A 19781-nucleotide genomic window follows, 5' to 3' on the forward strand; every position below is an offset into this window, starting at 1 on the left:
GCGAAAATAGTCTCTGAGTGTAAGATGCTTGTGAATCCAGGGTTATGATTTTGTCTGCGATCGGCGGTATTTTCAGCAAGACGAGCAGAAAAAAGCCCTCGCTGTGAGGGCTGACATTTTTTGCCGAATGGTGCTTCGCTTATCCGGCCTACCCGTAGGCCCGTGCAAGCGTAGCGCCGCCGGCATTAAGCGCGCGGAGTGAAATGATACTCTGTGACGCTAACGTACTCTTCGCCGGGGCGCAGCACGCAGTCCGGCTGCGACCATTCCGGATGATTCGGGCTGTCGGGCAGGAACTCGCTTTCCAGCGCCAGCCCTTGCCAGTCGCTGTACTCCTCGTGCTCGCGCGCCGTCGTGCCGCCGAGGTAGTTGCCTGAATAGAACTGCAGGGCAGGGGCGGTGGTGTAGACCGTCATCTGCAGTTTCTCATCCGCAGACCAGACCTGTGCGGCAGGTTGTTTCACATCACCTTTGGCCTGCAGCAGGAAAGCGTGGTCGTAACCTTTCACCTTGCGCTGATCGTCATCGCTCAGGAAATCCTGGGCGATAGTTTTCACGCTGCGGAAGTCAAAGCTGGTCCCGCTCACCTCTTTCAGCCCCTGATAAGGAATACCCATCTCATCAACCGGCAGATATTCATCCGCCAGGATCTGTAGCCTGTGGTTACGCACGTCGCACTGGTTACCGTCCAGGTTGAAGTATGCATGGTTAGTCAGGTTAACCGGACACGGCTTGTCGATCGTCGCACGGTATTCAATGGCGATACGGTTGTCGTCGGTCAGCGTAAAGCGCGCAGAAGCGATAAGGTTCCCCGGGAAGCCCTGATCGCCATCAGGTGAATCCAGCGAGAGCAGCACTTCCCCGTCGTTTTGACGAACAATCTTCCAGCGGCGTTTATCAAATCCGTCCGGTCCGCCGTGCAGCTGGTTCTCACCCTGGCTTGGCAGCAGGGTGTACTGCACACCGTCGAGTTCAAAACGGCTCTTCGCGATACGGTTAGCATAGCGCCCAACGGACGCGCCCAGATAGGCGGACTGATTAATATACTGCTCAGGCGAGGCGCAGCCGAGCAGAGTCTCGCGTACGCTGCCGTCCGGCATCGGTACGCGGGCAGAAAGAAGGGTTGCACCCCAGTCCATCAGCGTAACGACCATCCCCGCGCTGTTGCGCAGGGTTAACAGGCGATACGGCAGACCATCCGGTGCAAGGGTGGGTGTTTCGTTTAGCACTGTCCGGCTCCTTGTGATGCTTTACAAACATAGAAGGTTTCTTTGATACCCGTTTTTGCTTCGTACTGCTTCGCCACGGCGTCCTGTACGGCAGGGACCAGCTCTTCAGGCACCAGCGCAACGATGCAGCCGCCAAAACCGCCGCCCGTCATGCGCACGCCGCCTTTGTCGCCTATGGTGGCTTTGACGATGTCCACCAGGGTGTCGATCTGCGGAACGGTGATTTCAAAATCATCGCGCATGGAGGCGTGAGATTCCGCCATCAGCTCACCCATGCGTTTCAGATCGCCTTTCGCCAGTGCGGACGCGGCTTCAACGGTACGGGCATTTTCCGTCAGCACGTGACGAACGCGTTTGGCGACAATCGGATCCAGCTCATGCGCCACTTTGTTAAATTCATTGAGCGTGACGTCGCGCAGGGCTGGCTGCTGGAAGAAGCGGGCGCCGGTTTCGCACTGCTCGCGGCGGGCGTTGTACTCGCTGCCCACCAGCGTGCGTTTGAAGTTGCTGTTGATAATCACCACGGCCGCGCCTTTTGGCAGGGGAACGGCTTTGGTGCCAAGCGAACGGCAGTCGATCAGCAGAGCGTGCTCTTTTTTGCCCAGCGCGGAGATCAGCTGGTCCATGATGCCGCAGTTACAGCCCACGAACTGGTTTTCCGCTTCCTGACCGTTCAGGGCGATTTGCGCGCCATCCAGCGGCAGATGATAAAGCTGCTGGAACACGGTTCCCACGGCGACTTCCAAAGACGCAGAGGAGCTTAAGCCCCCACCCTGCGGCACGTTGCCGCTGATCACTAAATCCGCACCGCCAACGTTTTTGTTACGCTTCTGCAGATGCTTCACCACGCCGCGCACGTAATTAGACCACTGCTGGCTGTCGTGCGTCACAATCGGGGCATCGAGGGAAAATTCGTCCGTCTCATTACCGTAATCTGCCGCAATCACGCGGACTTTACGGTCGTCGCGCTTCGCGCAGCTGATGACGGTCTGGTAATCGATGGCGCACGGCAGCACGAAACCGTCGTTATAGTCGGTGTGTTCACCGATCAGGTTAACGCGGCCAGGCGCCTGGATAACGTGGGTGGCAGGGTAGCCAAATTTCTCAGCAAACAGGGATTGTGTTTTATCTTTCAGACTCATTTTTTAGACTCCTGATTCGCGATAATGGACGTCGCTAACGGCACACAGACGTTCTGCCGCCTGTTCCGCCGTCAGGTCACGCTGGGTTTCCGCCAGCATTTCATAGCCCACCATAAATTTACGCACCGTCGCAGAGCGCAGCAGCGGCGGATAGAAATGGGCGTGGAGCTGCCAGTGTTGATTCTCTTCGCCGTTAAACGGGGCGCCGTGCCAGCCCATGGAGTACGGGAAGGAGCACTGGAAGAGGTTGTCGTAACGGCTGGTCAGCTTTTTCAGCGCCAGGGCAAGGTCGTCACGCTGCGCCTCGCTGAGATCGGTAATGCGCTTCACGTGCGCTTTCGGCAGCAGCAGCGTTTCAAACGGCCACGCGGCCCAGTAAGGGACAACGGCCAGCCAATGTTCGGTTTCCACCACGGTGCGGCTGCCGTCGGCCAGCTCGCGCTGCGTGTAATCCACCAGCATCGGGGAACCGTTTTCCGAGTAATATGCTTTCTGCAGACGGTCTTCACGCTCGGCTTCGTTGGGCAGGAAGCTGTTCGCCCAGATCTGGCCGTGCGGGTGCGGGTTAGAGCAACCCATCGCCGCGCCTTTGTTTTCAAACACCTGCACCCACGGATAGCTCTGCCCCAGCTCTGCGGTTTGCGCCTGCCAGGTGCTGACCACCTCTTTCAGTGCGTCCACGCTCAGCTCCGGCAGCGTTTTGCTGTGATCGGGCGAGAAGCAGATCACGCGGCTGGTCCCGCGCGCGCTTTCGCAGCGCATCAGCGAATCGTGGCTTTCCGGCGCGTCCGGGGTGTCGGTCATCAGGGCGGCAAAATCGTTGGTGAACACGAAGGTGCCTTTGTAGTCCGGGTTTTTATCCCCGGTGACGCGCGTGTTGCCCGGACAGAGGAAGCAGTCCGGGTCGTGCTGTGGCAGCGTCTGTTTTGCAGGCGTCTCCTGCGCCCCCTGCCAGGGGCGCTTGGCGCGATGCGGAGAGACCAAAATCCATTGCCCGCTTAGCGGGTTAAAACGACGATGCGGGTGATCGACGGGATTAAATTGCGTCATGACGGATCCTTAGTCCGGATAGCCCTGCGGATGGCGTGACTGCCAGTGCCAGGTATCCTGTGCCATTTCATCAAGCGTGCGGGTAACACGCCAGTTAAGCTCTTTATCGGCTTTGGTGGCATCGGCCCAATAAGCAGGCAGGTCGCCATCACGACGCGGGGCGAAGTGGTAGCTCACTGGCTTACCGCAGGCTTTGCTGAAGGCGTTAACCACGTCCAGCACGCTGCTGCCGACTCCGGCGCCGAGGTTGTAAATATGCACGCCCGGTTTGTCAGCCAGCTGCTGCATCGCCGCCACGTGGCCGTCTGCCAGATCCATCACGTGGATGTAGTCACGCACGCCGGTGCCGTCTTCGGTAGGGTAGTCCTTGCCAAAAATCGCCAGCGAGTCGCGGCGGCCTACGGCGACCTGAGCGATGTACGGCATCAGGTTATTCGGGATGCCCTGCGGATCTTCACCCATATCTCCCGACGGATGCGCGCCGACCGGGTTGAAGTAACGCAGTAGCGCGATGCTCCACTCCGGCTGTGCTTTTTGCAGGTCGGTCAGGATCTGCTCCACCATCAGCTTGCTTTTGCCGTACGGGCTTTGCGGGGTGCCGGTCGGGAAGCTTTCAACGTAAGGGATTTTGGGCTGATCGCCGTAGACGGTGGCGGAGGAGCTAAAGATAAAGTTTTTGACGTTCGCTGCGCGCATGGCGGAGATGAGACGCAGGGTACCGTTGACGTTGTTATCGTAATCCTCAAGCGGTTTCGCAACGGATTCACCGACGGCTTTCAGACCCGCGAAGTGGATCACGGCTTCGATGGCGTGGTCGTGAAGGATCTCGGTCATCAGCGCTTCGTTGCGGATGTCGCCTTCCACGAAGGTCGGCTGTTTTCCACCAAGACGTTCAATCACCGGCAGCACGCTGCGCTTACTATTGCACAGGTTATCGAGGACGATCACATCGTGACCATTTTGCAGCAGCTGCACACAGGTATGACTTCCTATGTAACCGCTACCACCTGTTACCAGAACTCGCATAATTCGCTCCATTGGGCTTATGGTATGTAATAACCATAGCATAACAGAGACGCGAAAAGTGTGACATGGGATAAAATAGTGGAATCGTTTACACTCAGTTTTACACTCGCTTTTTCAATGACTGATGACATTCTAGATCAAAGGGATAGCGATGTATTGATGCAAGTTATCTGAAAAAGCGGAGGGCAGTGCCCTCCACGATTAATCGATTTTGCTGAGAAGGTAGCGATAGCGCTCGCCGTCGGGGACAAACTCAAGGCGATGCGTGATACAGGAGGGCGCATCTTCGGCATGGTGTGAAACGAACAGCAATTGCGTTTCGCCCTCACTAATGAGGATATCGACAAAGCGACGGACCAGCTGGCGGTTTAGCGGATCCAGCCCCTGAAGCGGTTCGTCGAGAATCAACAGCGTCGGGTGTTTTACCAGCGCGCGAACAATGAGTGCCAGGCGCTGCTGTCCCCACGACAGGCTATGGAACGGCGCGTCAGCAACCCGGCTGTCCATGCCCAGAATATCCAGCCACTGCTGAACCAGCTTGTGCTGTCTGTCCGACACCGCCTGATAAATGCCGATGGAGTCAAAATACCCGGAGAGGATCGCGTTGCGCACCGTGGTACTGACGCGGTAATCCAGATGCAGGCTGCTGCTGACGTAGCCAATGTGCTTTTTGATATCCCAGATGGTTTCACCGCTGCCGCGACGTCGGCCAAACAGCGTCAGATCGTTGCTGTAGCCCTGCGGGTGATCGCCGGTTACCAGGCTCAGCAGCGTCGATTTCCCCGCGCCGTTAGGGCCGACAATCTGCCAGTGTTCGGCGGGATTAACCGTCCAGCTAAGGTGGTTCAGGATCGGTCGATCGTCATAGGAGACCACGCCGTCGCGCAGAACGATAAGGGGCTGGTGGGGATCGAGGCCGTGGCGTGCCGCCGGGGCGTCGGGCTCCGGAAGCGCGATACCGTCCAGTTTTTCGCTGTGCGCTAGCTGAGCAATCAGCGCCTGCCTGAGCAATGCGGATTTTTCCCCGGTTTCGGCCAGATTGCAGTCTGCCAGTACGCCCGCGTTCTGCACGAAATCCGGAATTTCATCAAAGCGGTTAAGCACCAGTACGATGGTGTAACCATCCTGATTAAGCGTTCCTAACAGGGCGGCCAGCTGGGCACGGGAGTGCACATCCAGCCCGTCGAACGGCTCATCCAGAATCAGCAGTTCCGGCTGGCTCATCAATGCCTGGCACAGCAGCGTTTTGCGCGTCTCGCCGGTGGAAAGGTATTTGAAGCGCCGGTTCAGCAGGGCGGAAATGCCAAACTGCTCCGCCAGCTGTTGGCAGCGCTCTGGGTTTTTGACCTCGTCCTGAATAATTTCTGCTGTGGTGCGACCGGTATCATCTTCACCCGGGCTGAGCAGGTCGGTGTTGTTGCGCTGCCACTCATCGCTCACCAGCTTCTGGAGCTGTTCAAACGACAGGCGCGTCAGGCGGGTGAAGGTGTTCTGGCGTTCGCCTTTAAGCTGGGTTAGCTCTCCGGCCAGAGCTCGCGCCAGCGCTGATTTGCCGCTGCCGTTGGTTCCCACAAACGCCCAGCTTTCGCCTGCGCGCAGCGTTAAATCAGGAAGGGTCAGCGTTCGGGTATCGCTAAGACGAAACGTGCCTTGCGAAATATGCAATGATGACATGATGTATCCCATTTTTTGCAGCGATAGATGTCAGGGATACTGGCTGTCGGCGCGATTGTCAATGCACTCAGCACAATGTGGCGATAATCACCCGGTCAGCGTTGAAATATGCGGTAACGACAGCACCTTCTTCTAAACCGTTCGCCTCCGCAGCGGGGAGCGTCGCGCAGAGAGATTGCCCATCCGGCAGCGTCATCAGTACTTCGCACTGTTCTTCGCCGCGTTCGATATGGCTGATGGTGCCCTCCAGCTGGTTATCTGCACCACTGGCCTGCTCCGGGTTGCGCGTAATGCTGACCCACGGCGCTTTGAGCAGCACCAGTACCTCTTTGCCTTCGTCCAGACCAAGGCGCTGCCCGCTCTGCGCGGTGATCGCGGCTTTCAGACGAGTAGTCCCATCCGCAAGCAGGATGTCGATATGCTGCTGCACCTGGGCGTCGTCGCGAGCCGTGACCTTGCCAAACCACTGATTGCGGGCGCTGGTCTGCAGTGAAAAACGTGAAATGGCGGCCAGCAGACTGTCCAGCGGGACGTTGTCATCATCGCTCAGTACATCGAAGGCTTTTTGCTGGATCTGCGCCAGGAGATCGTAGAGCTGGATCAGACGCTGACCGTAACGCGTCAGGACGGCTCCACCGCCGCCTTTGCCGCCTGTTGCACGGTCAACCAGCGTTTGCTCGCTCAGGGTGTTCATCTCATTGATGGCATCCCAGGCGCTTTTGTAGCTGATGCCCGCGTTTTTGGCACCCTGGCTAATCGAGCCTGTTTGTTCTATTTGTTTAAGCAGGGCGATACGTCGCGGGTCGGCAAAAAGCTTTTGCTGAAGTCGTAAGGTGAGGAGAATTTCGGCCTGCATAACAGTGTCCTGGCAAAAAGTGTATTGTGACCCAAATGGCGCAGGGCGCAAAGTGCACCGCACAAAAGGGGATGTTTTTCTCACTTGAAAGGGTAGAATAAGCCGTTCACAATAACTGGAGAAAACCATGTTAGAGTTGTTGAAAAGTCTGGTATTCGCGGTAATCATGGTACCAGTAGTGATGGCCATCATCCTCGGTGCCATCTACGGCCTGGGTGAAGTGTTCAACGTCTTTTCGAACATTGGTCACCGAGACCAGGCAAAAAAGCAGCATTGATTCCCTCCAAAACGCCCGGTTAACCCGGGCGTTTTGCTCTCAAGTATTTCTTTCCATCGCCGATATCTTTCTTAGCAACAGGCCGTTTACTCATTAATCGGTACCATTTAACGCTGGGATCTCCCTGACGATACCGTTATATTAATATGTATATAACGATGATGACAGGAGCTACAGATGGCACGTACATGGGTACGCCTTTTTGCAGGGGCAACGCTGACGCTTTCTCTTACCGGGCATGCGCTGGCTGAAGAGGGGAAAATTACGGTGTTTGCGGCCGCCTCGCTGACCAATGCGATGCAGGACATCGCCGCTGAGTATAAAAAAGAGAAGAACGTTGATGTGATCTCGTCGTTTGCTTCCTCTTCGACGCTGGCGCGCCAGATCGAAGCGGGTGCACCTGCCGATCTGTTCATCTCTGCCGACCAGAAGTGGATGGACTACGCGGCTGAGAAAAAATCGATTGATACAGCAACCCGCGAAACGCTGCTGGGGAATAGCCTGGTGGTCGTGGCGCCGAAAGCCAGCGCTCAGGGCGATCTCACCATCAACAAGGCGACCGACTGGACCCGCTTGCTGAACGGGGGGCGTCTGGCGGTGGGCGATCCGGAACATGTGCCTGCCGGGATTTACGCCAAAGAAGCGCTGCAAAAGCTGGGTGCGTGGGAAAGCCTGTCTCCGAAACTGGCCCCGGCGGAGGATGTTCGCGGCGCGCTGGCGCTGGTAGAGCGTAACGAGGCCCCGCTGGGGATCGTTTATGGCTCTGATGCCGTTGCCAGCAAAGGGGTGAAAGTGGTTGGTACGTTCCCGGAAGACTCGCACAAGAAAGTGGAATATCCTGTTGCGATTGTTGATGGACATAAAAATGCGACCGTGACGGCCTTCTATGACTATCTGAAGGGGCCAGAGGCGTCTGCGATCTTTAAACGTTATGGATTTACGACTCACTGATGATATTGACCGATCCTGAATGGCAGGCTGTGCTGCTGAGCCTTAAAGTCTCTTCCCTCGCGGTTGCGCTGAGTTTGCCCTTTGGGATCTTCTTTGCCTGGTTACTGGTTCGCACCCGGTTTCCGGGCAAAGCCCTGCTTGATAGCGTTCTTCATCTTCCCCTTGTGTTACCACCCGTGGTGGTCGGTTATCTTCTGCTCGTCTCGATGGGGCGACGCGGTTTTATCGGCGAGAAGCTCTACGACTGGTTTGGGCTGACGTTTGCTTTTAGCTGGCGCGGCGCGGTGCTGGCGGCGGCGGTGATGTCATTCCCGCTGATGGTGAGGGCTATCCGCCTCGCGCTTGAAGGCGTGGACATGAAGCTCGAACAGGCGGCACGCACGCTGGGAGCCGGACGTTTACGCGTCTTCTTTACCATCACGCTTCCGCTCACGCTGCCGGGAATTATTGTCGGAACGGTGCTCGCGTTTGCCCGTTCGCTCGGCGAGTTCGGCGCGACCATCACTTTTGTCTCGAACATTCCCGGCGAAACGCGAACCATCCCGTCCGCAATGTATACCCTGATTCAAACCCCTGGCGGTGAGGGAGCGGCGGCGCGTTTGTGCATCATCTCGATAGTTCTGGCGCTGGCTTCTCTACTGGTATCTGAATGGCTGGCCCGGCTTAGCCGCGAGCGAATGGGGAAATAAGCATGCTTGAACTCAATTTCACCCAGACGCTGGGAAACCATACCCTGACGCTTAACGAGACGCTACCGGCTAGCGGCATTACCGCCATATTTGGTGTTTCCGGTGCGGGGAAAACGTCGCTGATTAATGCCATCAGCGGCCTGACGCGCCCGCAGTCCGGGCGTATTGTCCTGAATAACCGCGTTCTAAATGACGTAGAACGTAAGGTCTACCTCTCTCCGGACAAACGCCGCATTGGTTACGTTTTTCAGGATGCGCGACTATTCCCGCACTACAGCGTGCGCGGCAACTTGCGCTACGGCATGGCGAAAAGCATGGCTACGCAGTTTGATAAGCTGGTGGCTCTGTTAGGCATTGAACCGCTGCTGGACAGGCTACCTTCCTCGCTCTCGGGCGGAGAGAAGCAGCGAGTGGCGATAGGGCGTGCCATTTTGACCGCGCCGGAGCTGCTGCTGCTGGACGAACCGCTGGCTTCGCTGGATATCCCACGCAAGCGTGAGCTGCTGCCGTATCTGCAACGTCTGGCGCGGGAAATCAATATTCCGATGCTCTACGTGAGCCATTCCCTGGATGAGCTTTTGCATCTGGCAGACAAGGTGCTGGTGCTGGAAGAGGGCAGCGTGAAGGCCTTCGGCAGCCTGGAAGAGGTGTGGGGTAGCAGCGTGATGCACCCGTGGCTCCCGAAAGAGCAGCAGAGCAGCATCCTGAAAGTGAGCGTACTGGAACACCATCCGCACTACGCGATGACTGCGCTGGCGCTGGGCGATCAGCATCTTTGGGTCAATAAGATCGACAAACCGTTACAGTCCGCGCTGAGAATTCGCATCCCGGCGTCGGACGTCTCGCTGGTGCTGCAGCCGCCGCTGCAAACCAGTATCCGAAATATTCTGCGCGCCAAAGTGGCCGAGTGTTTTGACGATAACGGGCAGGTGGAAGTGAAGCTTGAGGTTGGCAGCAGGACTCTCTGGGCGCGCATCAGCCCGTGGGCCAGGGATGAGTTAGGCATCAAGCCCGGCCTGTGGCTTTACGCGCAAATCAAGAGCGTCTCGATCACCGCCTGATTACAGCAGGTGGGTATAAATGTACTGCGCGATGCTGTCGGTGGTGTTATCGCCGATCACCACGTTAGCGCGCGCTTTGACCGCGTCGTCGGCATTGCCCATCGCCACGCCCGTTCCTGCGGCTTCCAGCATGCTGATGTCGTTGTAGTTATCGCCAAAGGCGATCACATCCTGCATCGACCAGCCCTGAGATTCCACAAACTGCGTCAGGCGTTTGCCTTTGCTGTTACCTTTGCGGGCAATATCCACCTGATCGTGCCAGGACCATTCGCACTCCAGACCCAGCGTCTCCTCGACGTGCTTCGCGAACGCATTCAGTTTGGTGGTGTCTTCATCCGTCAGGGCGAATTTCCAGATAGCCTCAACGTCCTGTGCCGCCTGACGCAGAGAGGAAACCTGCGTAAAGACGGGGCGCTGCGCTTCTGGCAGGGAAAGCGCCCAGTTGCTGGTGCGTACCACATGGCCGGTCGGGCGCTCGTACATCATAGCGTTATCCACGTACATCAGGCCGTGAATGGCGTGCTCATCCAGCAGATCAATTAATTGCAGCGCCTGAGGAACCGGCAGCGGATCGGATGCCAAAACCTTTTTTGCATGATAATCATACAAATAGGTGCCGTTACAACAAATTGCAGGTGTATCTAACGCCAGTGCCTGATAAAAAGGATGAATGGCAACGTGATGTCGACCCGTTACGATAAGGAGTTGATATCCCACTTCCTGCACGCGCTTAAGCGCTTCAAGAGAAGAGGGGAGCAGGGTTTTCTGAGGGGTAAGTAATGTTCCGTCTAAATCCAGTGCAATCACACGCGAGGTCATTTGTTCTTCCGGGTTAATGTTGAATTTTAGGTCTCAGGGGATGTTACACCGAGAGTAAATCGCTGCAAAATTCCTGGCTAAAATTCAGCATTCACCGTTAAAAATAATCACTTTCACGTGCAGTGAGGAAAGGAGTATTCATGAAACAAACCGTTTATACCGCCAGTCCTGAAAGTCAGCAGATCCATGTCTGGCGTTTGAATGCAGAAGGTTCGCTCACGCTGGTTCAGGTTGTTGATGTTCCGGGGCAAGTACAGCCAATGGTCGTCAGCCCGGATAAACGTTTTCTCTATGTTGGCGTGCGCCCCGAGTTCCGCGTGCTGGCGTACCGTATCTCCCCCGATGATGGCGCACTGACCTACACCGCCGAAGCACCGCTGCCGGGTAGTCCTACCCATATCTCTACCGATCGCAAAGGGCGCTTCATCTTCAGCGGTTCCTATAATGCGGGCTGCGTCAGCGTGACCCGTCTTGAGGATGGTATTCCGGTGGATACCGTTGAGGTGGTGGAAGGGCTGGAAGGCTGCCACTCGGCGAATATCTCCCCGGACAACCGTACGCTGTGGGTGCCTGCCCTGAAGCAGGATCGCATCTGCCTGTTTACCCTGAGCGATGCTGGGCATCTGGTGGCACAAAACCCTGCCGAAGTGACGACCGTAGAAGGCGCGGGTCCGCGCCATATGGTCTTCCACCCGAATCAGCAATATGCGTATGTGGTTAACGAACTGAACAGCTCAGTAGACGTGTGGGAATTGAAAGATCCACACGGTCAGATTGAGTGCGTACAAACGCTGGATATGATGCCGTCTGACTTCTCCGACACCCGCTGGGCGGCCGATATCCACATTACGCCGGATGGTCGTCATCTGTACGCGTGTGATCGTACCTCCAGTCTGATTACCGTCTTTAGCGTCTCTGAAGATGGCAGCGTGTTGGCGATTGAGGGCTTCCAGCCAACGGAAACCCAGCCGCGCGGCTTTAATATCGATCACAGCGGCAAATACCTGATTGCGGCGGGGCAGAAATCCCACCATATCGCGCTGTATGAAATCAAAGGCGAGCAGGGGCTGCTGGAAGAGAAAGGGCGTTATGCCGTCGGCCAGGGGCCAATGTGGGTAGTGGTAAACGCTCACTAAGCGGCTAAAAACAAAAAACCTCGCGAATGCGAGGTTTTTTTATCTCTGTAGGCCGGGTAAGGCGAAGCCGCCACCCGGCAAAACATCTTACTGCTTCTGTTCAGCAACCACTTTGCTACCCACACCGCGGTTGTTGTATTCCCACATGCGGTTGAAGCTAGCGTCGTTCAGATTGCGCTGCACGATGCCTTTATCGTCCACCGTCCCGGTGGTGCCGGAGAACGGACGTTTGGAGATGGCCGCGTCCGCCCACGGTTTGGCGATGTTGAAGCCTTCGTTGATCACGCTGTCACGGATAACAACCTGGCCGTTAGTGGCAGAGTCCACATCCAGAGAGCGACCCAACTGTGCAACGTTGTCACCTGCAGCAGTGAAACGGCTGTTCACCGCCAGGAAGCCGTAGAAGAGGTTTGACTGTGTCGCTGGCGCAAACACATAACCTTCCTGCTGCGTACGCGAGTTCACCACGCGGAAGTCGGTGTTATCAAACACCACTGCGCCACGACCAGAGACCAGATCCACGTCGCCTTCAACGTAGCTGTTGGTCACCAGAGTACGGGTCAGGCGGTTATTTTGGAGGGTGTTCTGCACACCGCTATTGGTCACAAAGAAGGTGTTCTGGCGACCCAGAATATTCACGTTGTTAATCTGTACCTTGTCGCCATCGCTGCGCAGAGCCACGGCCTGATGATTACCCGCGTCAACGCTGTCACCCAGGGTATTTTGAATGGTCAGGTTCTGCAATTGCAGACCGTTATTCTGCGACCAGACCACCGCTGAGCACATCACGCCAATGGTGGCGGCGCGCTTGCTCTGGCAGTTATCAAACATATACCACGCAGGTTTACCCGGCATGTATTTACCGGCCGGGTTCACAAGGTGACGCCAGGTTGTGGTGTCGATTTCGGAATCAATCGCCAGGCCAATTTTCACGTCGAGCGCTTTTTCGCCCAGACCATAAATCGTAATGCTGCCCGGCGCCGCTGGTACGTAAACGGTACCTTCATATTCACCTGGCAGGATCGCGATATACTGACGCGATGCGCTGTGTTTAGTGATAGCCGCGTCAACTGCCGCCTGGATAGAGGTATGGGTCACGCCCTGCGCCCCAGCCGGCCCCACAACGAAGTTTGGCTGTTTTGGCAGGGTAATAGAAGACGGCGTCCACGGTGCGGCATTGGGATCCATCGCCGTGAAGTAACGCGCCTGGGTGAAGTTTTTCGCTTCATCGGCGGACAGGATCGGACGAGATGATGTCCCCGGCGCAACCTGCTCAGAAGGTCGCTGATCCGGCGGGGTTGAGCTGCAAGCGGATAAAGTCACGCCAAAGGCAAGTGCTAACGCCAGACGGGACATCCTGGAAATGTTCAAGGTGAAGCTCCTGGGTATGCAAGTCTTAACGGGATAGACGAAATAGCCTGCTTTTTTATACTAAGTTGAGCGAAACGGGAAGATAAAAAGGGTAAAAGTTGCGTTTTTACCCTCAGGGGGCGGGGAAGTCATCACAAATAAATAACATTTTCCATGAATGCGGTTGACACCAGACAGCAGATGAAAATAAATGTCTATACAACCCATGACAAGTGGAATCCCCATGCAGCAGCTTCATCCCGACGATGTGATATGGCGAAATGCGCGGCTGGCAACAATGGTTGCTGGTGAGCCGGAACCTTATGGCCTGAAAGAACAACACGCTCTGGTGGTCAGGGGCCAAACCCTTCTGGCCGTTGTTCCCGAGTCTGAACTGCCTTCCGGACACCCTCACAGCGTCGATCTTCAGGGACGTCTGGTCACGCCAGGTCTGATTGACTGCCATACCCATCTGGTGTTTGGCGGCGACCGCGCGGCGGAGTGGGAGCAGCGTCTGAACGGTGTCTCTTACCAGGCCATCAGCGCGCAGGGGGGCGGGATTAACGCCACCGTGACGGCGACGCGCAGCAGCTCGCCGGAAACCCTGCTAGAACTGGCGCAACAGCGGCTCCAGCGTCTGATGAATGAAGGTGTGACGACGGTTGAAATCAAATCGGGATACGGGCTAAACGCCGAGGCCGAAGAGAAGATGCTGCAGGTCGCGCGCCAGCTGAGCCTCAATAATCCAATTGATATCAGCCCAACGCTGCTGGCGGCCCATGCGGTTCCGGCGGAATACCGGCAGGATCCGGATGCGTACCTCACACTGGTCTGCGAGCAGATCCTGCCCACGCTGTGGCAAAAAGAGTTATATGAAGCAGTCGATGTGTTTTGTGAAAACGTCGGCTTTACCCCGTCGCAAACCGAGCGTCTCTTCCAGGCTGCTACCGCACTCGGTATCCCGGTGAAAGGGCACGTCGAGCAGCTGTCGAATCAGGGCGGCGCGGCGCTGGTCAGCCGATACAAGGGGCTTTCTGCCGATCACATTGAGTATCTCGATGACGCAGGCGTACAGGCGATGGCGGAAAGCGGCACGGTTGCCGTCCTGTTGCCGGGTGCGTTCTATTTCCTTCAGGAGCGTCAGCGTCCGCCGGTTGAACAGCTCAGAAAACAGGGAGTCCCGATGGCCGTCGCCACCGACTACAACCCCGGCACCAGCCCGTTCGCCAGCCTGCACCTGGCGATGAACATGGCCTGCGTCCAGTTCGGCCTCACGCCGGAAGAGGCCTGGGCTGGCGTAACGCGACACGCGGCGCAGGCGCTGGGGCGCGGCGCCACGCACGGGCAATTAAAGGCCGGATACGTGGCGGATTTTATCGTCTGGGATGCAAAAAATCCGGTAGAAATGGTTTATGAACCGGGACGTAATCCTTTGTATCAACGCATCTTCCGGGGGAAAACACGATGACACTGTGGCGGTCCACATCACCGCAGATCTGGCAGGGGCGCGATGATAGCGCTGAAGCCACTCATGCAAAACGCATTTTCCAGACTATTCAGCAACGTGAAGCGTTTTCACCTGCACCTTCAGGCATTGGCCTGATAGGTTTTGAATGTGATGAAGGGGTGAAGCGCAATCACGGCAGACCCGGCGCGGTGCTGGCACCCGATACACTTCGCCGGGCGCTCGCGAACATGGCAAGCCATCAGGGACATGAGCGGCTTGTGGATATGGGCTCAATTTATCTCGAGGGCACAGATCTAGAAGCCGCGCAGCGGGCATTAAGCGATGCGGTGGTGCAATGCCAGCAGTCCGGGATGCGCACGCTGGTGTTCGGCGGCGGGCATGAAACCGCGTGGGCACACGGCCGCGGCGTGCTGGACGCTTTCCCGGACGCGCGGGTTGCCATTATCAACCTTGATGCCCATCTCGATCTGCGCAAAGCCGATCAGGCCACGTCAGGCACGCCGTTTCGCCAGCTGGCGAATTACTGCGATGAGCGCGGGCGGGAATTTCAGTACGCCTGCTTTGGCGTGAGCCGGGCGGCGAACACGCTGGCGCTGTGGGATGAGGCGGAACGTCTTAACGTCACGCTGGTGGAGGATCTGCATTTCAGGCGTGATGCGCTCTCTATACTGGAAAAGGTGCTGGCGCAGGCCGATCGCGTTTATCTCACGATTGACCTGGACGTTCTCCCTGCTGGAGAAATGCCCGCCGTCTCGGCCCCTGCGGCACTGGGCATACCGGCGCTGGATCTTATGCCGGTCATCGAACGCATCTGCTGTAGTGGGAAACTGCAGGCCGCCGATCTGGTAGAATTTAACCCGCAGTACGACCGCGATGGGCAGGGCGCAAAGCTTGCCGCCCGTCTGGCCTGGCAAATTGCTCACTGGTGGGCATAACACTATTCAAGGAGTCACGATGTTTTCACGCTCACCTCTGCCGCCCTCGAGCCCTCCCGCGCCTTTCTACGAAAAGGTGAAGCAGGCCATTAGCGAAAAAATTGCCACCGGCGTCTGGCGGCCGCACGACCGCATTCCCTCGGAGGCCGATCTGGTGGCCCAGTTTGGTTTTAGCCGCATGACCGTCAACCGGGCGCTGCGTGAACTGACCGACGAAGGGCTTCTGGTACGCCTTCAGGGCGTGGGGACGTTTGTGGCGGAACCAAAAGGGCAGTCAGCCCTGTTTGAGATCCGCAGTATTGCCGATGAGATAACCTCGCGAAATCACCAGCACCGCTGTGAGGTGCTGGTGCTCGAAGAGACTCAGGCCAGCGCCGAGCAGGCCGTAGAGCTGAATGTGAAAGAGGGAAGCCGCATTTTCCATTCGGTGATGGTGCATTTTGAGAACGACATTCCGGTGCAGATTGAAGATCGCTGCGTGAACGCTGAACGGATCCCGGACTATCTGAATCAGGATTACACCCACACCACGCCGCATGCATATCTCTCGCTCGTCGCCCCGCTGACGGAAGGGGAGCACATTGTGGAGGCGGTTCGCGCCACGCCGCAGGAGTGTGAGTTGTTGCGAATCAAAGAGCACGATCCTTGCCTGCTTATTCGCCGCCGCACCTGGTCATCCTCGCAGATTGTGTCGCATGCCAGACTGCTGTTTCCCGGTAACCGTTACCGGCTGCAGGGCCACTTTATGTCATAAGTTTTATAAGCGTGATCGCTAACGCAATATAACAAAATTGTATCTTTTTTGTTAAATCCGACCTTGTGTGTGCTTGTCTATACAAGTATATCTTAATGCATCATCTGTCCCGTATGAGGAGCACACAATGTCGTCAGGTAAATACCGCCAGCAGGACGTTCGCGCGCCGCGCGGCACCACGCTTACCGCCAAAAGCTGGCTCACCGAAGCACCGCTGCGCATGTTAATGAACAACCTTGATCCTGAGGTAGCGGAAAATCCCCACGAGCTGGTGGTCTACGGCGGCATTGGCCGCGCCGCGCGCAACTGGGAGTGCTATGACGCCATTGTCGAGTCCCTCACCAACCTTGAAACTGACGAAACTCTGCTGGTGCAGTCCGGCAAGCCGGTTGGCGTATTTAAAACCCACAAAAACGCGCCGCGCGTGCTGATTGCCAACTCTAACCTGGTGCCGCACTGGGCCACCTGGGAACACTTCAACGAGCTTGATGCGAAAGGGCTGGCGATGTATGGCCAGATGACCGCCGGGAGCTGGATCTACATCGGCAGCCAGGGGATTGTGCAGGGCACATACGAAACCTTCGTGGAAGCCGGTCGCCAGCACTATAACGGCTCGCTGAAAGGCCGCTGGGTATTGACCGCGGGTCTCGGCGGCATGGGCGGCGCGCAGCCGCTGGCTGCCCCGCTTGCCGGTGCGTGCTCACTGAACATTGAGCGCCAGCAGAGCCGCACTGATTTCCGTCTGCGTACCCGTTACGTCGATGAACAGGCAACCGATCTGGACGACGCGCTGGCACGCATCAAAAAATACACCTCCGAAGGCAAAGCGGTGTCGATTGCCCTGTGCGGCAACGCGGCGGATATTCTCCCGCAGCTCGTCGCCCGCGGCGTGCGCCCGGATCTGGTCACCGACCAGACCAGCGCCCATGACCCGCTGCACGGTTACCTGCCAAAAGACTGGACGTGGGAAGAATATCAGCAGAAAGCAGAAACCGACCCGGAAGGCACAGTACTTGCGGCTAAACGCGCCATGGCGGAACACGTTTCCGCGATGCTGGCCTTTAGCCAGATGGGCATTCCGACCTTTGATTACGGCAACAACATCCGCCAGATGGCGAAAGAGATGGGCGTAAGCAACGCCTTCGACTTCCCGGGATTCGTTCCGGCCTATATCCGCCCGCTGTTCTGCCGCGGCATCGGTCCGTTCCGCTGGGTTGCCTTGTCCGGCGACCCGGAGGACATCTACAGAACCGACGCCAAAGTGAAGGAGATCGTCGCCGACGACGAACACCTGCATCGCTGGCTGGACATGGCTCGCGAGCGCATTAACTTCCAGGGCCTGCCGGCGCGTATCTGCTGGGTAGGGCTGGAGTGGCGGCAAAAACTCGGCCTCGCCTTTAACGAAATGGTGCGCAGCGGTGAAGTCTCCGCGCCGATTGTCATTGGCCGCGACCATCTGGACTCCGGCTCCGTCGCCAGCCCGAACCGCGAAACCGAAGCCATGCGCGACGGTTCGGATGCGGTCTCCGACTGGCCATTGCTGAACGCCCTGCTGAATACCGCCAGCGGCGCGACCTGGGTGTCGCTGCACCACGGCGGCGGCGTTGGGATGGGCTTCTCCCAGCATTCCGGGATGGTCATAGTCTGTGACGGAACTGACGAAGCCGCCGCGCGTATCGCTCGCGTGCTGCACAACGATCCGGCCACCGGCGTGATGCGTCACGCGGATGCGGGTTATGAGATTGCCATTGACTGTGCCAAAGAGCAGGGGCTGAACCTGCCGATGATCCCTGCCACACAAGGAAAGCAATAATGAATGCATTAACACTCACTCCCGGCTCGCTGACGCTCAAACAGCTGCGTAGCGTCTGGCGCCAGCCGGTTACGCTCTCGCTGGATGACAGCGCGCACGCGGCCATTAACGACAGCGTGGCCTGCGTGGAGGCGATTGTTGCCGAAGGGCGCACCGCCTACGGGATTAACACCGGCTTTGGGCTGCTGGCACAGACCCGCATCGCGACACACGATCTGGAAAACTTACAGCGCTCGCTGGTGCTGTCGCATGCGGCGGGCGTGGGTCAGCCGCTGGACGATGAAATTGTCCGTCTGATGATGGTGCTCAAAATTAACAGCCTGGCGCGCGGTTTCTCCGGCATTCGCCTGAGCGTCATTCAGGCGCTGATGGCGCTGGTCAATGCGGAAGTCTATCCGTGGATCCCGGCGAAAGGCTCAGTTGGGGCATCTGGCGATCTCGCGCCGCTGGCGCACATGTCGCTGCTGCTGCTGGGTGAAGGCAAAGCGCGCTGGCAGGGCGAGTGGCTTCCTGCGAAAGAGGCGCTGAAAAAAGCCGGATTAACGCCCATTACGCTGGCGGCGAAAGAGGGGCTGGCGCTGCTGAACGGCACCCAGGCATCAACCGCTTTCGCGCTGCGCGGCCTGTTTGAAGCGGAAGATCTGTTTGCCTCGGCGGTGGTGTGCGGTGCGCTGACCACTGAAGCCGTGCTGGGCTCGCGTCGTCCGTTCGATGCCCGCATCCACGAGGTGCGCGGTCAGCGCGGGCAGATTGATGCCGCCGCGATGTACCGTCACGTGCTTACCGATACCAGCGAAATTGCCGATTCACACCATAACTGCGAAAAGGTGCAGGATCCGTATTCCCTGCGCTGCCAGCCGCAGGTGATGGGCGCGTGCCTGACGCAGCTGCGCCAGGCGGCAGAGGTGCTGCTGGTCGAAGCCAACGCGGTGTCCGATAACCCGCTGGTGTTTGCCGGGGAAAACGAGGTTATTTCCGGAGGCAACTTCCACGCCGAGCCGGTTGCGATGGCGGCGGATAATATCGCCCTTGCGATTGCCGAAGTCGGCGCGTTGTCTGAGCGCCGCATTGCGCTGATGATGGATAAACATATGTCCCAGCTGCCACCGTTCCTGGTGCGTAACGGCGGGGTCAACTCGGGCTTTATGATTGCCCAGGTGACGGCCGCAGCGCTGGCAAGCGAGAACAAAGCGCTGTCGCACCCGCACAGCGTGGACAGCCTGCCAACGTCAGCGAACCAGGAAGATCATGTCTCGATGGCACCGGCTGCCGGGCGTCGTCTCTGGGAAATGGCCTCCAACACCCGCGGCGTGCTGGCGGTGGAATGGCTGGCGGCAAGTCAGGGTATCGATCTGCGAGAAGGTCTAAAATCCAGCCCGCTGCTGGAGCAGGCGCGTCATGCGCTGCGCGAGCACGTTACGCATTACGATGACGACCGCTTCTTTGCGCCGGATATTGATAAGGCGATGCAGCTTCTGGAAGAGGGAAGGCTTGTAGGTCTGCTACCTTCGGTGCTGTGATTTTCCCCTCACCCTAACCCTCTCCCACAGG

Annotated in this window: 18 protein-coding genes; 10 read left to right on the forward strand and 8 right to left on the reverse strand. The window is 57.6% G+C overall.

The features are described 5' to 3' along the window. Window positions 1-185 precede the first annotated feature (185 nt). From galM to modE, 6 genes are all read right to left on the reverse strand, one after another. On the reverse strand, window positions 186-1229 hold the full coding sequence (gene galM, locus ENTMO_RS0107475) for a galactose-1-epimerase (RefSeq protein ID WP_010428761.1): 1044 nt from the start codon (window positions 1227-1229) through the stop codon (window positions 186-188). Then, window positions 1223-2371: a galactokinase gene (gene galK / locus ENTMO_RS0107480; protein ID WP_010428763.1), complete on the reverse strand. Its 1149-nt coding sequence runs from the start codon at window positions 2369-2371 to the stop codon at window positions 1223-1225. The genes galM and galK overlap by 7 nt, the downstream gene beginning before the upstream one ends. 3 nt (window positions 2372-2374) lie before the next feature. Continuing rightward, window positions 2375-3421 (reverse strand): galactose-1-phosphate uridylyltransferase, encoded by a 1047-nt coding sequence (gene galT, locus ENTMO_RS0107485; RefSeq protein ID WP_010428766.1) that lies wholly within the window; start codon window positions 3419-3421, stop codon window positions 2375-2377. 9 nt (window positions 3422-3430) lie between these two features. Continuing rightward, entirely contained in the window at window positions 3431-4447 is a 1017-nt protein-coding gene (gene galE / locus ENTMO_RS0107490) for a UDP-glucose 4-epimerase GalE (protein ID WP_010428771.1), read from the reverse strand. Between the two features lie 201 nt (window positions 4448-4648). Beyond that, the gene (gene modF, locus ENTMO_RS0107495) at window positions 4649-6121 is read right to left on the reverse strand and encodes a molybdate ABC transporter ATP-binding protein ModF (RefSeq protein WP_010428777.1); all 1473 of its coding nucleotides are present in this window, start codon (window positions 6119-6121) and stop codon (window positions 4649-4651) included. A gap of 67 nt (window positions 6122-6188) precedes the next feature. Further along, a complete protein-coding gene (gene modE / locus ENTMO_RS0107500; RefSeq protein WP_010428778.1) occupies window positions 6189-6977 on the reverse strand; it encodes a molybdenum-dependent transcriptional regulator in 789 nt (262 codons plus the stop codon). Between the two features lie 127 nt (window positions 6978-7104). Between modE and ENTMO_RS0107505 the strand changes: the two genes are divergently transcribed. The 4 genes from ENTMO_RS0107505 to modC all read left to right on the forward strand — a co-directional run bounded on the left by ENTMO_RS0107505 (window position 7105) and on the right by modC (window position 9955). Further along, window positions 7105-7254 (forward strand): AcrZ family multidrug efflux pump-associated protein, encoded by a 150-nt coding sequence (locus tag ENTMO_RS0107505; RefSeq protein ID WP_008501118.1) that lies wholly within the window; start codon window positions 7105-7107, stop codon window positions 7252-7254. A gap of 177 nt (window positions 7255-7431) precedes the next feature. Beyond that, entirely contained in the window at window positions 7432-8205 is a 774-nt protein-coding gene (gene modA / locus ENTMO_RS0107510; RefSeq protein WP_010428781.1) for a molybdate ABC transporter substrate-binding protein, read from the forward strand. Beyond that, window positions 8205-8894 (forward strand): molybdate ABC transporter permease subunit, encoded by a 690-nt coding sequence (gene modB / locus ENTMO_RS0107515; RefSeq protein ID WP_010428783.1) that lies wholly within the window; start codon window positions 8205-8207, stop codon window positions 8892-8894. The genes modA and modB overlap by 1 nt, the downstream gene beginning before the upstream one ends. Window positions 8895-8896: 2 nt before the next feature. After that, a complete protein-coding gene (gene modC / locus ENTMO_RS0107520) occupies window positions 8897-9955 on the forward strand; it encodes a molybdenum ABC transporter ATP-binding protein ModC (RefSeq protein WP_010428785.1) in 1059 nt (352 codons plus the stop codon). Here the strand turns inward: modC and ENTMO_RS0107525 are convergent, their stop codons facing one another. Then, window positions 9956-10774, reverse strand: a complete 819-nt coding sequence (locus ENTMO_RS0107525) for a pyridoxal phosphatase (RefSeq protein ID WP_010428787.1) — start codon at window positions 10772-10774, stop codon at window positions 9956-9958. It abuts the gene before it with no gap. A 140-nt stretch (window positions 10775-10914) separates the two neighbouring features. Here ENTMO_RS0107525 and pgl point away from each other — a divergent pair, with 140 nt between their 5' ends. Further along, window positions 10915-11910 carry a 6-phosphogluconolactonase gene (gene pgl / locus ENTMO_RS0107530; protein WP_010428790.1) on the forward strand — a complete coding sequence of 332 codons (996 nt, stop codon included), beginning with the start codon at window positions 10915-10917 and terminating at the stop codon, window positions 11908-11910. An 87-nt stretch (window positions 11911-11997) separates the two neighbouring features. On the opposite strand, the gene ENTMO_RS0107535 is transcribed toward pgl, so the two are convergent. Continuing rightward, window positions 11998-13266 carry a putative acyl-CoA thioester hydrolase gene (locus ENTMO_RS0107535; RefSeq protein ID WP_411326753.1) on the reverse strand — a complete coding sequence of 423 codons (1269 nt, stop codon included), beginning with the start codon at window positions 13264-13266 and terminating at the stop codon, window positions 11998-12000. Window positions 13267-13504: 238 nt separating this feature from the next. Here ENTMO_RS0107535 and hutI point away from each other — a divergent pair, with 238 nt between their 5' ends. From hutI to hutH, 5 genes are all read left to right on the forward strand, one after another. Next, window positions 13505-14728, forward strand: a complete 1224-nt coding sequence (gene hutI / locus ENTMO_RS0107540) for an imidazolonepropionase (RefSeq protein ID WP_010428794.1) — start codon at window positions 13505-13507, stop codon at window positions 14726-14728. Beyond that, window positions 14725-15663, forward strand: a complete 939-nt coding sequence (gene hutG / locus ENTMO_RS0107545) for a formimidoylglutamase (protein ID WP_010428797.1) — start codon at window positions 14725-14727, stop codon at window positions 15661-15663. Before hutI ends, hutG begins: the two co-directional genes overlap by 4 nt. A gap of 19 nt (window positions 15664-15682) precedes the next feature. Further along, on the forward strand, window positions 15683-16417 hold the full coding sequence (locus tag ENTMO_RS0107550) for a histidine utilization repressor (RefSeq protein WP_029485009.1): 735 nt from the start codon (window positions 15683-15685) through the stop codon (window positions 16415-16417). A 127-nt stretch (window positions 16418-16544) separates the two neighbouring features. Continuing rightward, a complete protein-coding gene (gene hutU / locus ENTMO_RS0107555; RefSeq protein ID WP_010428803.1) occupies window positions 16545-18230 on the forward strand; it encodes a urocanate hydratase in 1686 nt (561 codons plus the stop codon). After that, the gene (gene hutH / locus ENTMO_RS0107560; protein WP_010428807.1) at window positions 18230-19750 is read left to right on the forward strand and encodes a histidine ammonia-lyase; all 1521 of its coding nucleotides are present in this window, start codon (window positions 18230-18232) and stop codon (window positions 19748-19750) included. The genes hutU and hutH overlap by 1 nt, the downstream gene beginning before the upstream one ends. Window positions 19751-19781 lie beyond the last annotated feature (31 nt).

It is taken from the genome of Enterobacter mori LMG 25706 (assembly GCF_000211415.1).
In the GTDB taxonomy this organism is placed as follows: Bacteria; Pseudomonadota; Gammaproteobacteria; order Enterobacterales; family Enterobacteriaceae; genus Enterobacter; species Enterobacter mori.

What these genes read in the sequence shown, in the direction of transcription:
- galK (WP_010428763.1), bottom strand. Translation starts at nt 2,371, where the DNA reads ATGAGTCTGAAAGATAAAACACAATCCCTGTTTGCTGAGAAATTTGGC.
- galT (WP_010428766.1), bottom strand. Translation starts at nt 3,421, where the DNA reads ATGACGCAATTTAATCCCGTCGATCACCCGCATCGTCGTTTTAACCCG.
- galE (WP_010428771.1), bottom strand. Translation starts at nt 4,447, where the DNA reads ATGCGAGTTCTGGTAACAGGTGGTAGCGGTTACATAGGAAGTCATACC.
- modF (WP_010428777.1), bottom strand. Translation starts at nt 6,121, where the DNA reads ATGTCATCATTGCATATTTCGCAAGGCACGTTTCGTCTTAGCGATACC.
- modE (WP_010428778.1), bottom strand. Translation starts at nt 6,977, where the DNA reads ATGCAGGCCGAAATTCTCCTCACCTTACGACTTCAGCAAAAGCTTTTT.
- ENTMO_RS0107505 (WP_008501118.1), top strand. Translation starts at nt 7,105, where the DNA reads ATGTTAGAGTTGTTGAAAAGTCTGGTATTCGCGGTAATCATGGTACCA.
- modA (WP_010428781.1), top strand. Translation starts at nt 7,432, where the DNA reads ATGGCACGTACATGGGTACGCCTTTTTGCAGGGGCAACGCTGACGCTT.
- modB (WP_010428783.1), top strand. Translation starts at nt 8,205, where the DNA reads ATGATATTGACCGATCCTGAATGGCAGGCTGTGCTGCTGAGCCTTAAA.
- modC (WP_010428785.1), top strand. Translation starts at nt 8,897, where the DNA reads ATGCTTGAACTCAATTTCACCCAGACGCTGGGAAACCATACCCTGACG.
- ENTMO_RS0107525 (WP_010428787.1), bottom strand. Translation starts at nt 10,774, where the DNA reads ATGACCTCGCGTGTGATTGCACTGGATTTAGACGGAACATTACTTACC.
- pgl (WP_010428790.1), top strand. Translation starts at nt 10,915, where the DNA reads ATGAAACAAACCGTTTATACCGCCAGTCCTGAAAGTCAGCAGATCCAT.
- ENTMO_RS0107535 (WP_411326753.1), bottom strand. Translation starts at nt 13,266, where the DNA reads ATGTCCCGTCTGGCGTTAGCACTTGCCTTTGGCGTGACTTTATCCGCT.
- hutI (WP_010428794.1), top strand. Translation starts at nt 13,505, where the DNA reads ATGCAGCAGCTTCATCCCGACGATGTGATATGGCGAAATGCGCGGCTG.
- hutG (WP_010428797.1), top strand. Translation starts at nt 14,725, where the DNA reads ATGACACTGTGGCGGTCCACATCACCGCAGATCTGGCAGGGGCGCGAT.
- ENTMO_RS0107550 (WP_029485009.1), top strand. Translation starts at nt 15,683, where the DNA reads ATGTTTTCACGCTCACCTCTGCCGCCCTCGAGCCCTCCCGCGCCTTTC.
- hutU (WP_010428803.1), top strand. Translation starts at nt 16,545, where the DNA reads ATGTCGTCAGGTAAATACCGCCAGCAGGACGTTCGCGCGCCGCGCGGC.
- hutH (WP_010428807.1), top strand. Translation starts at nt 18,230, where the DNA reads ATGAATGCATTAACACTCACTCCCGGCTCGCTGACGCTCAAACAGCTG.